Annotated in this window: 12 protein-coding genes, 1 pseudogene and 1 riboswitch; of the genes and pseudogenes, 6 read left to right on the forward strand and 7 right to left on the reverse strand. The window is 66.8% G+C overall.

The features are described from left to right. Window positions 1-16: 16 nt before the first annotated feature. Window positions 17-961 carry a LysR family transcriptional regulator gene (locus M3I53_RS24765; RefSeq protein WP_254318479.1) on the forward strand — a complete coding sequence of 315 codons (945 nt, stop codon included), beginning with the start codon at window positions 17-19 and terminating at the stop codon, window positions 959-961. Window positions 962-976: 15 nt separating this feature from the next. On the opposite strand, the gene M3I53_RS24770 is transcribed toward M3I53_RS24765, so the two are convergent. Both M3I53_RS24770 and zwf read right to left on the reverse strand, forming a co-directional pair. Then, entirely contained in the window at window positions 977-1,816 is an 840-nt protein-coding gene (locus tag M3I53_RS24770) for an ROK family protein (protein WP_254318480.1), read from the reverse strand. 22 nt (window positions 1,817-1,838) lie between these two features. Continuing rightward, on the reverse strand, window positions 1,839-3,470 hold the full coding sequence (zwf, locus tag M3I53_RS24775; protein ID WP_254318481.1) for a glucose-6-phosphate dehydrogenase: 1,632 nt from the start codon (window positions 3,468-3,470) through the stop codon (window positions 1,839-1,841). Between the two features lie 222 nt (window positions 3,471-3,692). On the opposite strand from zwf, the gene M3I53_RS24780 reads away from it, so the two are divergent. From M3I53_RS24780 to M3I53_RS24795, 4 genes are all read left to right on the forward strand, one after another. Beyond that, entirely contained in the window at window positions 3,693-5,447 is a 1,755-nt protein-coding gene (locus M3I53_RS24780; protein ID WP_254318482.1) for an IlvD/Edd family dehydratase, read from the forward strand. Between the two features lie 136 nt (window positions 5,448-5,583). Beyond that, window positions 5,584-5,687, forward strand: a riboswitch (SAM-I-IV-variant riboswitch). 42 nt (window positions 5,688-5,729) lie between these two features. Then, a complete protein-coding gene (locus M3I53_RS24785; RefSeq protein ID WP_254318483.1) occupies window positions 5,730-6,047 on the forward strand; it encodes a hypothetical protein in 318 nt (105 codons plus the stop codon). A 43-nt stretch (window positions 6,048-6,090) separates the two neighbouring features. After that, entirely contained in the window at window positions 6,091-7,047 is a 957-nt protein-coding gene (locus M3I53_RS24790) for an ROK family protein (protein WP_254318484.1), read from the forward strand. 122 nt (window positions 7,048-7,169) lie between these two features. Continuing rightward, the gene (locus tag M3I53_RS24795) at window positions 7,170-7,835 is read left to right on the forward strand and encodes a hypothetical protein (RefSeq protein ID WP_254318485.1); all 666 of its coding nucleotides are present in this window, start codon (window positions 7,170-7,172) and stop codon (window positions 7,833-7,835) included. Window positions 7,836-7,846: 11 nt separating this feature from the next. Here M3I53_RS24795 and M3I53_RS24800 read toward each other — a convergent pair whose 3' ends face one another. The 5 genes and pseudogenes from M3I53_RS24800 to M3I53_RS24820 form a co-directional block, all read right to left on the reverse strand. Next, window positions 7,847-8,944 (reverse strand): enolase C-terminal domain-like protein, encoded by a 1,098-nt coding sequence (locus tag M3I53_RS24800; RefSeq protein ID WP_254318486.1) that lies wholly within the window; start codon window positions 8,942-8,944, stop codon window positions 7,847-7,849. A 21-nt stretch (window positions 8,945-8,965) separates the two neighbouring features. After that, a pseudogene (locus M3I53_RS24805) lies at window positions 8,966-10,522 on the reverse strand (xanthine dehydrogenase family protein molybdopterin-binding subunit); the annotation flags it as partial. 186 nt (window positions 10,523-10,708) lie between these two features. Continuing rightward, window positions 10,709-11,740 (reverse strand): xanthine dehydrogenase family protein subunit M, encoded by a 1,032-nt coding sequence (locus M3I53_RS24810; protein WP_254318487.1) that lies wholly within the window; start codon window positions 11,738-11,740, stop codon window positions 10,709-10,711. Further along, window positions 11,737-12,315, reverse strand: coding sequence for a (2Fe-2S)-binding protein (locus M3I53_RS24815; protein WP_254318488.1), 579 nt, complete (start codon window positions 12,313-12,315; stop codon window positions 11,737-11,739). Before M3I53_RS24815 ends, M3I53_RS24810 begins: the two co-directional genes overlap by 4 nt. Before the next feature lie 110 nt (window positions 12,316-12,425). Next, complete coding sequence (locus M3I53_RS24820; RefSeq protein WP_254318489.1) at window positions 12,426-13,418, reverse strand: cation diffusion facilitator family transporter; 993 nt, start codon at window positions 13,416-13,418, stop codon at window positions 12,426-12,428. Between the two features lie 172 nt (window positions 13,419-13,590). On the opposite strand from M3I53_RS24820, the gene katE reads away from it, so the two are divergent. Further along, a complete protein-coding gene (katE, locus tag M3I53_RS24825) occupies window positions 13,591-15,687 on the forward strand; it encodes a catalase HPII (RefSeq protein ID WP_254318490.1) in 2,097 nt (698 codons plus the stop codon). Window positions 15,688-15,693 lie beyond the last annotated feature (6 nt).

A 15,693-nucleotide genomic window follows, 5' to 3' on the forward strand; every position in this document is an offset into this window, starting at 1 on the left:
TCACTGGATTGAATGAATGGAACTGGGCGACATCGATCTCAACCTGCTGCTGCTTTTTCATCGGCTCATGCGGGAGCGGCGCGTGGCGAGCGTGGCCGAGCAGATGAACATGAGTCAGCCCGGCGTGAGCAACGCACTCGCGAAGTTGCGCCGCCTGCTCGGCGATCCGCTCTTCGTGCGCGGGCCGGGTGGCGTGGTGCCCACGCCGTTCGCACTGCGTCTCGCGGAGCCGGTTGCGCAGGCACTTGCCACGCTGCACGGCGCCCTCAATCCTTTGACCGGTTTCGATCCGCTGCGCGCCACGCGCACCATGACGATCGGCATGACCGACATCGGCGAGGTCGTGTTTCTGCCTGCGCTGCTCGAGCGCCTCGCGCGCGAAGCGCCGGGCGTCGCGCTCAACACCGTGCGCAATACGGGCGTCAATCTCAGCGAAGAGATGGCCGACGGCCGGGTCGATCTCGCCATCGGACTGCTGCCGCAACTCAAAGGCGGGTTCTATCAGCGGCGCCTCTTCGATCAGCGCTATGTCTGCCTCTTCAGGCGGGGTCATCCGTTGGAAAACGCTCCGCTCACGCTCCCGGGGTGGCGCGAGGCCGAACATCTGGTAGTGGTGTCGGCGGGCACGGGGCACGGCCAGGTCGACGAGTGGCTGAAACGGCGCGGCGTGAAGCGTCAGGTGCGGCTCTCGGTGCCGCACTTCATGAGCGTGGGCTACATCCTCGAACGCACCGATCTGATTGCCACGGTGCCGGAGCGGCTGGCGCTGCAACTGGCGAAGCCGTTTTCGCTGAGCCTGAGCGCGCTGCCCATGAAGCTGCCCGCCGCGCCCATTCATTTGCTCTGGCACGCGCGCGTGCAGCACGACGAGGGCAACCGCTGGCTGCGCGAACTCGTGATCGAACTGTTCGCAGATGGGGGCGGGCAAGCCCGCAAGGGTAGCGGCGCGGCCCGCGCCTAAGCCTTGAACGATCCGCTAGCGGAACTTGCCCGCGCGCTGCGTGGCCGCGGGCAACTGCCGCGTTTCGCGCACCGAACGCGGATGCCACAGGCGCGCGCCGCCCTCGATGCCGCGATCGTTCGGCACGGTCGCCACGTTCGGCGGCAGATTCAACGTGAGGCGAGCCGCGTTGCCGCCGCCTATCCACAGCTTGTCGTAATGCACGAGCGAGTCGAGGATGCCGATGATCTTCTCGACGCGCGCGTTCCAGCGTTTGTTGCCGGCCTTGCTGCGCGCGGCGTCGCCGATGTACTCGTCGTAAGCGCGCTTCCTGCTGACCGGATGATGCGCGAGTTCGAGGTGCGGCATCAGTTCGCCGTCGCGGAACATGGCCGTGCCCACGCCCGTGCCGAGCGTCATCACGAATTCGAGGCCTTGTCCTTCGATCGCAGCGAGGCCCTGCATTTCCGCGTCGTTGATCATGCGCACCGACCCGATGCCGAGGCGCTCGCCGAGCATCTGGGCGAGCGGCACGTCGTTCCAGTCATCGGGGCCGAGATGCGGCGCCGTGATCACATGATTGTTGCGCACGAAACCAGGAAAGCCGATCGAAACGTGGGTAGCCGGATACTGCTCGAGCAGCGGGCCGACGAGCGTCGCGAGCGTTTCGACCAGCAACGCGGGCGGGCACGGATGCGGCGTCGCCACGCGCACGCGCTGCGTGCGCATCGCGCCGCTCACGTCGACGATCGCGGCCTTCAGGCCCGTTCCGCCTACGTCGATGGCGAGAATATCTTCGATGTCCTGCGAGGTGTGTGCTGCACTTACCGCGCTTTTCACAGCGCTTTTCTTGACCGCCTTTTCGATTTTGGTCATACGTCCTCCTTGGCTGTCTGGTTCACGTCTTCTTCGCTGGCGCCGGCGCGAGGGCGCGCCACGCCCGCCCGTCGCGCGCGAGCAGCGCGTCCGCCTGCGCCGGGCCTTCGCTGCCCGCGGCGTACTCGTACACGGGAGGCGCGGCGTCGAGTTCCGGGTGCAATACGCCATCCACCGTCGACCACGCCGCTTCAATGCCGTCGGCGCGTTGAAAGAGCGTCTGGTCGCCGAGCATGCAATCGTAAAGCAGGGTTTCGTAGCCGACATTGGCGCGCTCCGCGAAGAAGTCGTCGTAGTCGAACGACGAATGCACCGGGCCGATCTGCACGACCGGCCCCGGCGTCTTCACGTTGAAGTCGAAGCTCGTGCCATGCGAGGGGTCGATGCGCAGCGTCAGCACGTTGGGCGTGAGCGTATCGACCGGCGTATCGCGAAAGAGCAGAAACGGCACGCTCTTCAACTGCACCGAAATCTCCGTGCGCCGCGCGGCGAGGCGCTTGCCGGTACGCAGATAGAACGGCACGCCCGCCCAGCGCCAGTTGTCGATCTGCACCCGCGCGGCGGCGTAGGTTTCGGTGCGGCTGTCCTGCGCCACATCCGGTTCTTCGCGGTAGCCCACGCCTGCCGGGCCTTTGGCGTATTGCCCGAACACCACGTCGTCGGGCGTGAGCGGCTTGAGCGCATCGAAGATGTCGGCCTTCTTGTTGCGCACAGCTTCAGCGTCGAACGAGTTGGGCGGCTCCATGGCGACCATGCCCAGCAGCTGAAACAGGTGATTGGGCACCATGTCGCGAAACGCGCCTGTCTGCTCGTAGAACTTGCCGCGGCCTTCCACGCCGATCACTTCCGAGGCGGTGATCTGCACGCTGTCGATGTACTCGCGCCGCCAGACGGGCTCGAACATGGCGTTGGCGAAGCGCAGCGCGAGTATGCTCTGCACCGTGTCCTTGCCGAGGAAGTGGTCGATGCGATAGACCTGCGATTCGTTCGCGAAGCGCAGCACATGCTCGTTCAAGTCGCGCGCCGAAGCGAGATCGGCGCCGAAGGGCTTTTCGATGACGACGCGGCGGAACACGCCGTTGCTGTCGTTGTCCTCCTCGAGCAGCCCGGCCTTGCCGAGACGTTCGATAATCGGCTTGAAGAAGCGCGCGCCCACGGCGAGGTAGAACACGACGCTGCCGCGCGACTTGCCGTTCAGCTGCTGCGCGAGGCGCTCGAACGCGCTGTCGTCCTCGAATTCGCCCGCCATGTAGGTGAGGCGCTGCGCGACCCAGTCCCACGCCTTGTCGTCGAGCTTGCCGGCGTGGAAGGTGCTCGCCTTGTCGGCGGCGAATTTTTCCAGCGAGGCGTGCAGGTCGTCGGACCACGCCTTCGTCTCGCGCTCGCCATGATTCACGCCGATGATCTTCATGCCGTCGTCGAGCAGGCGGTCGACGGCGAGGTTGTAGAGCGCCGGCATCAAAAGGCGCTTGGTCAGATCGCCCCCCGCGCCGAAGATCACGAGCGTGCAGGGCGGCGCGGGATGCTTGCCCGCGGGCGAGGCGGGCGCGGCCGGTGCGCTGTGCGGATGTGCAGGCACTTTCGCGCTGGGGGCCGCGCGGGAAGCCGCGTTGGAAGAGTCAGGCTGGGTTGCGGGGTTCGGTTTCGTCGACATAATTTCGCTTTAGTGGGCAGAAATGAATAGAGCGAGCAAATCCGGTACCTTGACTGACCGAGTTTGCGCGCATTCGGTTCAATCTGCCATTGAAAGCGTCGTGAAATATCTCGGGCGCGCACGCTGGGCCGCGCGCCACCTCGCTGATGGCGCAATTCGCAGTACCCTTACCGGCGACGGCACTTCGACCAGGCTTCATGAACCGACCCGAGGATGGTGGTTATGTCCGAAAAGCACTCCCCAGACGACAAAGATTCCCATGATCCGCAGGGCATGCGTGGCGGATTGACGAACTACGGCGACACGGACTTCTCGCTGTTCCTGCGCAAGGCCTTCATCAAGGGTGCCGGATATACCGACGACGCGCTCGCGCGTCCCGTCATCGGCATCACGAATACGGGCAGTGCGTACAACCCGTGCCATGGCAACGTGCCCCAGCTTCTCGAGGCGCTCAAGCGCGGCATTCTGCTGGCGGGCGGCTTGCCGATGGAATTCCCGACCATTTCCATCCACGAGAGCTTTTCGCAGCCGACCAGCATGTTCATGCGCAACCTCATGTCCATGGATACGGAGGAGATGATTCGCGCGCAGCCCATGGATGCGGTCGTCCTCATCGGCGGCTGTGACAAGACGGTGCCCGCGCAGTTGATGGGCGCGGCGTCGGCAGGCATTCCGGCCATCCAGCTCATTACCGGGTCGATGGTGACGGGCGCGCATCGCGGGGAACGCGTCGGCGCGTGTACGGATTGCCGCCGCTACTGGGGCAAGTTTCGCGCGGGCGAAGTCACGGCGGAAGAGATCGCCGAGGTGAACGACCGCCTCGTGCCGAGCGTCGGCACCTGTGCCGTCATGGGCACGGCCAGCACCATGGCCTGCGTGGCGGAAGCCATGGGCATGACGATGCCGGGCGGGGCCTCGCCGCCGGCGGTGAGCTCGGACCGCATGCGCGTGGCCGAGCAGACCGGCGCTCAAGCCGTGCAGATGGCGAGGCGGCGGCTCACCATCGACCAGGTGCTCAGCGCCGAGTCGTTCGAGAACGGCTTGCGGGTGCTGCTGGCCATCGGCGGGTCGACCAACGGCATCGTGCATCTCGCCGCGATTGCCGGGCGCATGGGCTTCGACATCGATCTGGACGCCGTGGACCGCATGGGCCGCGAAACACCGGTACTGCTCAACCTGAAGCCGTCCGGCGAGCACTACATGGAAGATTTTCATCGGGCGGGCGGCATGGCCGCGCTGCTGCATGAACTGAAGCCCTTGCTGCATCTCGACGCCATGACCGTGACCGGCCGCACCCTGGGCGAGGAGATGGAGCGCGCCGGGCCGCGCTTCGCGCAGGACGTAGTGAAGCCGCTCAGCGCGCCCATTTACCCGCAAGGCGGCCTCGCCGTGCTGCGCGGCAATCTTGCGCCGGGCGGCGCGGTCATCAAGCAATCGGCCGCCTCGGCGGCGCTCATGGAACACGAGGGCCGCGCCGTTGTGTTCGAGGACGCGACCGATATGGCGAACCGCATCGACTCCGACGGCCTCGACGTGCATGCCGACGACGTGATCGTCCTCAAGCGCATCGGTCCCAAAGGCGCGCCGGGCATGCCGGAGGCCGGCTATATCCCGATCCCGAAGAAACTGGCGCGGGCCGGCGTGAAAGACATGGTGCGGATATCGGACGGACGCATGAGCGGCACGGCATTCGGGACCATCGTGCTGCACGTCACGCCGGAAGCCGCCATCGGCGGCCCGCTCGCGCAGGTCCGCAACGGCGACCGCATCCGCTTGAGCGTGGCCAACCGCGAAATCACCCTGCTCGTCGACGACGAAGAACTGCGGCGCCGTGCGCAGGCGAATCCAGTGACAGCGCCCACGGCAAGCCGCGGTTATCAGAAGCTCTTTCTCGACACCGTGACCCAGGCAGACAAGGGCGCCGATTTCGATTTCCTCCGGGCGGCCGAATCGCGAGGTGCAGTTCCCAGGAACTAGCGTGCGGGCCGGGAAGGCCGGGAAGGCCAGGAAGGCCGGGCTTAAAGTTGCGCATGGCCGCACTGCTTGCCCGGCGGCCTGATTTCGGTATAATGAAAGTTCGTTCGGAATATCGAACAAGAAAAAGCAAGCAGCAGCAAAGCATCCAGAGTCGGACTGACCGACGCCAACCTGCCCTCCCGGGCAAGGTGGAAGCCCTCGAGGCGATGCGGCCGATTAACGGCAACGAAACGGGAACAGCCTGGCTGGCACCGGTTCGATCAACCTTCATCCGGAGCCATCATGCATCAAGACACCTCCTCCTCGTCGACCGTCTGTGAAGACCTGTCGCACTGCCTTCCTGGTTTCACGTTGACTCACACCGTTCATCTGGTGTCCGGTCTGGACCTCGGCGTCGTGTCGACCGCTGCCGGTGTGCTCGACGGCGAACAGGTGGTCGTCGACCGTTGGGCCGTGACCCGCTTCGGCGACGTGCTCGAGCAAAAAATCGTATTTGGCGACATGACCGAAAGGCGGGCGGCCCGGCTGCGCGAACAGCTCGCGGCCGTCGACGGCGTGTTGCGCGCGAAGATAGAGCATCATTTCGTGCGCGCCCGCTGAAACTGCAGGCTCGCGTCGCCGATGCACTGAACGAGGAGCCAGCGTGCCAGATACCAGCGTTGAACAGGGGCAACACTCACGCGTCTTTGTCGCGGACATTGGCGGCTCGTACATCAGGCTCGCTGTATCGGACCGTCCGGGCAGCGTGCGCCTCGTCGAATGCGTGCCGACGCCCGTCGACAGCTGGGAGGCGTTCGGCGCGGCCCTCGAAGCCCTGGTGGCCCGTCATATCGGCGAGACTCGCTCGTCCTTCGTGATCTCGATGGCGGGCGCGATCGATCCCGCAAGCGGCGTGATTTGCGCGTCCAACGTCCCATGCGTCTCGGGCCGCGTGCTCGGCGCGGCGTTGTCCTCCCGGCTCCAGCGGCGCATCCGCGTTGCCAACGACGCGGACTGCCTCGCATTGGCCGAGGCCGTCGAGGGCGCAGGCGCGGGCCACGATGTCGTGTTTGGCGTGGTCCTCGGCTCCGGTGTCGGCGGCGGGCTGGTCGTGGGCGGCCGCGTGGTGGGCGGCGCGAGCGGCATCGCGGGTGAGTGGGGCCACGGGCTGCCCGTGAGCACGCACGTCGACTTCGACGGCATGGGCCACGCGGAGCCCGTGATGGCATTGCGTTGCGGCTGCGGGCGAGTGGGCTGCGTCGATACTATCGGCGCGGCACGCGGTCTGGAACGCCTCCACGCACTCCTGAGCGGCGAACGCAAAGACAGCCACACCCTTCTCGACGACTGGCAGCACGGCGGCGAGCGCGCGCGGCGCACCGTTTGCGCGTGGCTCGCGCTGGTCTCGGAACCGCTCGCGGCCGTGGTCAATATCACGGGCGCTACCGTCGTCCCGGTTTGCGGCGGCCTGTCGAATGTGGCCCCATTGATCGACGCGCTGGATGCGGCCGTGCGCAAGCGCACGCTGCGGCAGTTTCACGAACGCGTCGTCGTTCCGGGCGCGTTCCGAAGTGACGGCGGACTCATCGGCGCGGCCATCATCGCGAGGCAGGACGACTAGCCAGCGCCTAACGCGCCGCGATCGCACGCACAGGAAAAATGGGCTTGCGACGCCTAAACTGATCTATGAAGCCAGACGGCTATCGGTCAGCGTGTGGATCTGCGGCTACCGGGGTAAGCATCATGAAAGCGCGTGAATTGTGCAGACTCGTGCTCGTGCTCGTGGCGTTATGCATCAGCGCCGGGGCGAGCGCGGGCAGAGGCGGCGGATGGGTGCATGGCGGCGGCGGTGGCTGGGGCGGCGGTGGAGGCGGCGGCTGGGGCGGCGCGAATCACAGCGGCGGCTGGAGCGGCGGCTACCATGGCGGCTATAACGGCGGCGCCTGGTATCACGGCGGTTATTACCACGGCGGCTACTACCATGGCGGTTACTACCACGGCTACGGCTGGTATCACGGCGGCTACTATCACGGCTGGTATGGCTGCTGCGGGTCGGCGAGCGTCGGCTTCTACTTCGGCCCCGGCTTCATCTACGGCTATCCGTTCTATCCGTACTACTATCCGCCGTACGTCGCGGGCGTCTATTACCCCTACGTTTCCGGCGATTTCTCGCAGCCCACGCAGTGGATCGAACAAGGCCAGGGCCAGGCCCAGGCCGAGCCCCAGTACGGCGGCGCCAATATGTACGATCAAAACGAGCAGTACGGGCAAGGCGGCCAAAGCGGCCAGGGTGGCGAGGCGCCATACGGCGTCTGGTACTACTGCGTCGCGTCACAGACCTACTACCCCTACGTACGGACCTGCGCGGGTGGCTGGCAGCAGGTGCCCGCGCGGCCGCCTGACAGTTGAATGACGGCGCGTCAGCGCACCGGGTAGCGTTCGGCGTCGGCGTGCCGGAACGTCAGGCCATGGCCATGGCGCGCGAGGTCGGGCGCGATATGCCCGCCGTGCAGGCGCGGCGCGCCTTCGAACAGCATGGCCTCGATGCGCGCGTGATCGTGAAACCACTCGAGATGCACGAGGCGCCGCGCCGCGCACGCCACGTGCAGATGCAGCGCCGGCGCGCAATGCGCCGAGAGCGGCGTATGCCACGCATCGCACAGCGCGTCGGCCTGCAGAAAGCCGGTGATGCCGCAGCAGCGCGTGGCGTCGGCCTGCAGCACGTCGACGGCGTGGCTTTCCAGCAGTGCGCGGAAGTCGTCTGCCGTGTAGGCGTATTCGCCCGCCGCGAGCGCCATGCGCGCGGGCAGGGCGGCGCGCAACGCGGCGAGGCCGCGGCGATCGTCCGACGAGACCGGCTCCTCGAACCACTGCACGTCCTCTTGCGCGAAGCATTGCGCGAGCCACTGCGCCTCCTTGATCTCATACGCGCCGTTGGCATCGACAAAGAGGCCCGCCGTATTGCCAATCGCCTGGCGCGCCGCCTTCACGCGCGCCGGGTCGTCAGCCGGGTGCGAGCCGACTTTCATCTTGACCCACGCGCAGCCGTCGTCCTCGACCCAGCCGCGCAGCTGCTTCGTGAGCGTTTTCAGGTTGTAGCTCGTGAAGCCGCCGCTGCCGTACACGGGCACGCGCTCGCGCTGCATGCCGCGCAGCGCGCATAGCGGGATGCCGAGCGCCTTCGCCTTGAGGTCCCAGAGGGCGGCATCGACGGCCGAAATCGCGCAGGCCGCGAGGCCCGGCCGGCCGATGTTGCGCACGGCTCGCTGCATTTCGAGGTTGATGCGCGCGATGTCGAAGAGGTCGTGCTGACGCACGGCGTCGCCGAGCACGCTCTCCACGAGCGCCGTGGCGCTCGCATGCGCATAGGTATAGCCCACGCCGGTGAAGCCGAGCGCGTCGATTTCGACCAGCACGAGCGTGGTGGAACGCCAGGCGATGGTGCCGTCCGCTTCGGGGTGGTCGGTGGGGATCGTATAGGCTCGGGCTTTGAGGCGCGTCACTCGTGTTGCATTCATGGCGTCGGGTCCGGGCCAGTTTCACAGCAGCTTGTCGAGCGTGATTGGCAGATCGCGCACGCGCTTGCCCGTGGCGTTGTAGATCGCGTTCGCCACGGCGGCGGCCACGCCCACCACGCCGATTTCACCTACGCCCTTCGCGCCGAGCGGATTCACCACGTCGTCGTGTTCGTCCACGAACAGCACGTCGATCTCGCCGATGTCGCGATTGACCGGCACGTGATATTCCGCGAGGTTGTGATTCATGATGCGCCCGAGCGCATGGTCGAATTGCGCTTCCTCCTGGAGCGCCATGCCGATGCCCCACACCACGCCGCCGGCGATCTGGTTTGCGGCGGTCTTCGGGTTGACGATGCGGCCCGCCGCGACGGCGCTCACCACGCGCGCCACGCGTACCATGCCGAGCGCTTCGTCCACGCGCACTTCGGCGAACACGGCCGAATGCGTCGCCATGGAATACTGCTTCTGGAGCGCCTCTGGCTTGAGCGTGACCTGCGCTTCGAGCGTTTTCATTCCCGCGTCGGCGAGAACGTCGGCAATGCGGGCGCGCGTCTCGGGCCGGCCAGCGCTCTCGCTCAACCTCACCTCACCGCCTTCGATCACGAGCGCTTCGTCCAGCATACCGGGGTCGAGATTGGCGAACGACACGCCGCCGTGCGCGGGCAGCAGTTGTGCGAGGCGCGAGCGCAACTGCGTGCAGGCGAGCGATGCGGCGCTGCCCACGGAAGCCACGGTCCACGAGCCGCCTTCGATCGGCGCGGGCGGCAGTGATGTGTCGCCGAGCGTGAACTCGACATCGTCGATGGCCATGCGCAGCGCGTCGGCGGCGATCTGCGAAATGGCGGTGTAGGTGCCGGTGCCGATATCGGCCGTGGCGCTGGCGAGTTCGAGCCGTCCTTGCGCATTGAGGACGGCGCGCACGGTCGCTTCTGTCTGCAATGCCTCCCAGATGCCTGTGGCCATGCCGTAGCCCACCAGCTCGTGGCCCTCGCGCATGGCGCGCGGCGTGGCAATGCGCGCGCCCCAGCCAAAACGCTCGGCGCCTTGCGCGTAGCAGTCGAGCAGCGCCTTGCTCGAATACGGCAACTGCTTGTTCGCGTCTTCGTCGGCGTAATTGCGGATGCGCAGTTCGAGCGGATCCATGTCCAGCGCGACGGCCAGTTCGTCCATGGCGCATTCGAGCGCGTAGAGACCTTGCGCGGCGCCGGGCGCACGCATGTCGAGCGGCGTGAACACGTCGAGCCGCCCTAGCTTGTAGCCGAGCTGGACGTGCGGTGCGCGATAGAGCTGGCCCGTCCAGTTGACGACCACGTCGGTGAAGTCCTCGAACTGCGAGGTTTCTCCCACGGCTTCGTGGATGATCGCTTCGAGACGGCCGTCGCTTTGCGCGGCGAGCGCAACGTGCTGGATCGAGGCGGGCCGGTGTCCGAACGTGAACATCTGCGCGCGCGTGAGCGCCACGCGCACGGGCAGGCGCAGCACGCGCGCCGCCATCATCGCTAGCGGCAGATGGTATTGCGGCCGCAAGCCGGAGCCGAACGCGCCGCCCACGAACGGCGAAATCACGCGTACGCGGTCCGACCCCTCCACGGAGAAGGGCGGCTTCGAGCCGCCGCCGGCACCGCGCGGCCACGCGTACCGGGCGCTCGCGCGCGCCCACGCCCGCGTCGACGCGTTTTACCTTGCTGCGGCCATCCACGCGCGAAAGCGGCGCGCCGATGCGCGCGACCGGGCTCGCCGCGCGGCGAGCTTCATAGGCGGTACTCATGCTGATTCCTCCCCGGAGTCTTCTACCCGATCGCCCTCGGCACGGGGTGCCAGCGCCTGTTCGAATGCGCGCACGATCGCGCGCCGCGCGAGATCTACCTTGAACGCATTGCCGGGACGCGGGTCGGCGCGCGCGACCACGGCGTCGGCGTAGTGTTCGATGGCGCGGGTGTCGTCGACAGCACGGCCGATCAGCCGCTCTTCTGCTTCGCGGTCCCGCCAGGGCTTGTGCGCGACGCCGCCCAGCGCGCAGCCCAGCGCGCACATCGTGCCGCCCTCCACGCGCACGCCGAGCGCGACCGAAACGAGCGCGAACGCATACGACTGGCGATCGCGCAGCTTCAGATACGTGAAGTGCTGCGCATAGCCCTCGCGCGGCAATTCGACGGCGGTGATGAGTTCTTCGTCGGCGAGCGTCGTTTCGCGGTGCGGCGTGTGGCCCGGCAGGCGGTGCAGGCTTTCGAAGGGCAGCGTGCGCGTGCCGTGCCGGCCTGCCACGTGCAGTGAGGCGTCGAGCGCTTCGAGCGCGACGCACATGTCCGATGGATGCGTGGCGATGCAGTGGTCGCTCGCGCCGAAGATCGCGTGCATGCGGTTCACGCCGTTCAGCGCCGCGCAGCCGGTGCCCGGCGCGCGCTTGTTGCAGCAGGTGGCGGGGTCGTAAAAGTAGAGGCAGCGCGTGCGCTGGAGCAGATTGCCGCCCACGGTCGCCGCGTTGCGGATCTGCGCGGACGCCCCGGCGAGCAGCGCCTGCGCGAGCAGCGGATAGCGCTCGATCACACGCGCGTCCCATGCCAGCGCGCTATTGGTGGCGAGCGCGCCAATGCGCAGGCCGCCGTCCTGCGTCGGCTCGATGTCGCGCAACGGCAGCCGCGTGATGTCGATGATCGCGGCGGGGCGCATGACGTCCTCGCGCATCAGATCGACGAGATTCGTGCCGCCCGCGAGGAATTCGGCGCCGGGGGTGACGTAGTGCAGGCGCACCGCGTCGGCCACGCTCTTCGCGCGCGCGTACGAGAAGCGGTTCATGGTGCGTCTCCTTCTTGTTCGCTGCTGGCGAGGTCCTGCGCGCGGCGCACGCTTTCCACGGCGTTCGCGATGTTTACGTATGCGCCGCAGCGGCACAGATTGCCGCTCATCTGCTCGCGCACGTCGTCACGGCAATGGGCGTGGCCTTCGGCGAGCAGCCCCACGGCAGAGCAGATCTGGCCCGGCGTGCAGTAGCCGCACTGGAACGCATCGTGGTCGATGAAGGCCTGCTGCACGGGGTGCAGCACGTCGTCCTGCGCGATTCCCTCGATCGTCGTGATCTCCGCGCCGTCGTGCGACACGGCGAGCGCGAGACACGCATTGATGCGCGCGCCGTTGACGAGCACCGTGCACGCGCCGCACTGGCCGTGATCGCAACCTTTCTTCGTGCCGGTGAGATGAAGCTGCTCGCGCAGCAGGTCGAGCAGGCTGGTCCACGGTTCGACGCGCAGCGCATGGTGCGCGCCGTTGATCGCGAGTTCGATCGGCACGGCTTCGCTGCGAAGATGCGTGTCATCGTGCCTCGCCTTTGCGTCGTGTGCGCGCGGCGCGCGGTTGCGGGTGGCTGTGTGCATGACGGCCTCGTTATCAGGGCGGGTTGGGCTGGAATGGTCGCGATCATGCAGTGCGCAATGCGCTTGCCTGGTGGTTCGGGTGCGTGCGGGGGCCCGATCGGGCCCTCGACCTATAGCGGATGCTCACCGTGTTCCGGCAACTCGGGCTCGAAAAACACCCAGCGCGCCGCAGGAAACGCCGCCTGCAAGTCGTTTTCGACACGGTCGATGATGCGCACCAGCTCGACGGCGTCGCAGCGCTCGGCGAGTTCGGCCTGTACTGCTACGAGCAGGCTGTCCGACCAGCGCAGCACGACGAGGCTGACCACGCGGCCGATCTCGGGGCGCGCTTCGAGCCACGCGCGCATGTCCCGGCGCACGCTCGCGCGCGCCGCTTCGCCCACGATCAGCGACTTGATCTCGCGAAGCGCGAACACGGCCGTCGCCATCATCACGCCGCCCACGCCGATGCTGCCGAGCGCGTCGAAGCCCGGCCAGCCGGTGAGGGCGGCCAGCCCCGTGCCGGCAATCGAGACGACGAGGCTTGCGAGCGCCGCGGCGTCCTCGCCGATCGAGAGCATGTTCTCCAGTTCGCCGGTTTCGCGAAACCAGCGCCATAGACCGCCCGCGCGGCGCCGCCGGTCGACGGAGCGGATCGATGCGCGCAACGCGGTGCCCTCGGCGAGCGCCGCAACGGCCAGCACGCCCAAGGCGATCTGCACATGATCGACGCCGCTGTGATGCCAGAGCCGCCATGCACCGATGGCCATCGAAAGCAGGCCGCCGACGAAGAAAAACTGCAGCGCGACGAGCATGGCGTAGAAGTGCGTCTCGCGGCCAAAGCCAAGCGGATGCTGTTCGTCGGGCCGGTTGCGGGCCGCGCGCCGGCCCGCGATGAGCAAAAACTGATTCAGGCAGTCGGCGCTGGAGTGCGCGGCCTCGGCAAGCGTGGCGCCCGAATTCGTGTAGGCCGCGGCGGCGAACTTGCACAGCGCCACCACGACGTTGGACGCGAGCGCGTAGTAGACGGCGCGCGGGACCTTCGCGCTCGCCTGCCCAGTCGCGCCGCGCTCCATCAGAACCCCGGGATGTCGCGCGCCGCAACGTCTATCGTCTTGGTCCATGCAGCCATCGTGCGCTCCCGTTCACGCCCCCTTATTGCGGGGGCGCAAATCGCATGCCCCGTGCGCGCGCGCCGGCGCGATTGCAAGGGCACATGGCTTGCTCTGCGGGCGGTGTCGGCGCTCGCCTGCAGACTGTGGCGAGCCATTCGGAGCACTCACCAGGAGCCACCCCATGACACAACACAAACGCCCCAACGGCAAGCATCAGCCCACCGACGCGAAATCGCAGAGCCTCGAAGCGTTCCGCGCGCATGCGGACGGCGAGGCGCTGCGCACCAACCAGGGCGTGAAGATCGCCGATAACCAGAACACCTTGCGTGCGGGCGCGCGCGGCCCTTCGCTGCTCGAAGACTTCATCATGCGCGAAAAGATCACGCACTTCGACCACGAACGGATTCCCGAGCGCATCGTTCACGCGCGCGGTTCGGCCGCACACGGCGTGTTTCGCGTGTACGAGTCCCAGGCCGAACTCACCCGTGCGGGCTTCTTGCAGGACCCCGCGAAGGAAACGCCTGTCTACGTGCGATTCTCGACGGTGCAGGGCCCGCGCGGCTCGTCGGACACCGTGCGCGACATCCGCGGCTTCGCCACGAAGTTCTACACGGACGAGGGCAACTTCGATCTGGTGGGCAACAACGTGCCCGTGTTCTTCATTCAGGACGCGATCAAGTTCCCCGACTTCGTGCATGCCGTGAAGCCCGAGGCCCCCGATGAAATGCCCACGGGCGGCACCGCCCACGATACGTTCTGGGACTTCGTCTCGCTCGTGCCGGAAAGCGCGCATACGGTAATCTGGGCCATGTCAGACCGCGCGATACCGCGCAGCCTGCGCACCATGGAAGGCTTCGGAGTGCATACGTTTCGCTTCGTCAACGCGAAAGGCCGCGCGCGCTTCATCAAATGGCACTGGCGGCCCGTGCTGGGCTCGTATTCGCTGCTCTGGGACGAAGCGCAGAAGATCGCGGGCAAGGACCCCGACTTTCATCGGCGCGACTTGTGGGAAGCGATCGAGCGCGGCGACTATCCCGAGTTCGAACTGGGCGTGCAGATCATCGAGGAGAGCGACGAACACAAGTTCGACTTCGATCTGCTCGACCCGACCAAGCTCGTGCCCGAAGAAGAAGTGCCGGTGAAGATCATCGGCAAGATGACGCTCAATCGCAATCCGGACAACTTCTTCGCGGAAACGGAGCAGGTCGCGTTCCATCCCGGCCATATCGTGCCGGGCATCGATTTCACGAACGATCCCTTGCTGCAAGGGCGCCTGTTCTCCTATACCGATACACAGATCAGCCGTCTTGGCGGCCCGAACTTTCACGAGATTCCGATCAACCGCCCGGTCTGCCCGTACCAGAACAATCAGCGCGATGCGATGCACCGCCAGACCGTCAACGTCGGTCAGGCTTCGTACGAACCGAATTCGGTGAGCGGTGGCTGGCCAAAGGAAACGCAGCCGAAGGACGGCGGCTTCGAAAGCTACCAGGAACGCATGGACGGCGCGAAAATCCGCGTGCGCAGCGAATCGTTCGCGGACCACTTCTCGCAGGCCACGATGTTCTACAACAGCATGTCGGAGCCGGAGAAGGAACACATCAAGGCCGCCTACACCTTCGAACTGGGCAAAGTCACGAGGCCCGAAATACGCGAACGCCAGGTCAACGCCATTCTCGCGAACATCGACGCGGACCTCGCCTCGAGCGTGGCACTGGCGCTCGGCTTGCCAAAGCCAAAAGCGGGCGCCAAGCCAGGCAAGCCGCCCACGGCCAGTTCGCCCTCGCTCAGCCTGCTCAACCGCGTGAAGCCGGGCATCAAGGCGCGCAAGATCGCCTTGCTCACCGCGCCCGGCGCGGACCCCGCCATGCTCACGCGGTTGCGCGATGCCTTTGCGCTGGAGGGCGCAACGGCGCTCGTCATCGCGCCCACGCTCGCGCCGATTGGCGATATTGCGCCCGATGCGACGATCACCGGCATGCCCTCCGTCATGTTCGACGCGGTGTTCGTCCCCGGCGGCGAGAAGGCCACGGAGGCACTGGCGGAGTCGGGCGACGCGCGTCACTTCGTGCTCGAAGCGTTCAAGCATCTGAAGGCGATCGGCGCGGTCGATACGGGGCGGCTCGTGCTCTCTGCCGCGCAGTTGCCCGATCACGCGGACGGCGTCGCGAACGGCGATGAAGCCGAACTCGAGCGCGTGCTCAAGGAATTCATCGAAGCGGCAGGGCAGCATCGCGTATGGTCGCGCGTGGCGCAGACGCTGGCGGTGCCGGCGTGAGCGTCA

The sequence above is a fragment of the Paraburkholderia sp. CNPSo 3272 genome (genome assembly GCF_024206495.1).
GTDB lineage: Bacteria > Pseudomonadota > Gammaproteobacteria > Burkholderiales > Burkholderiaceae > Paraburkholderia.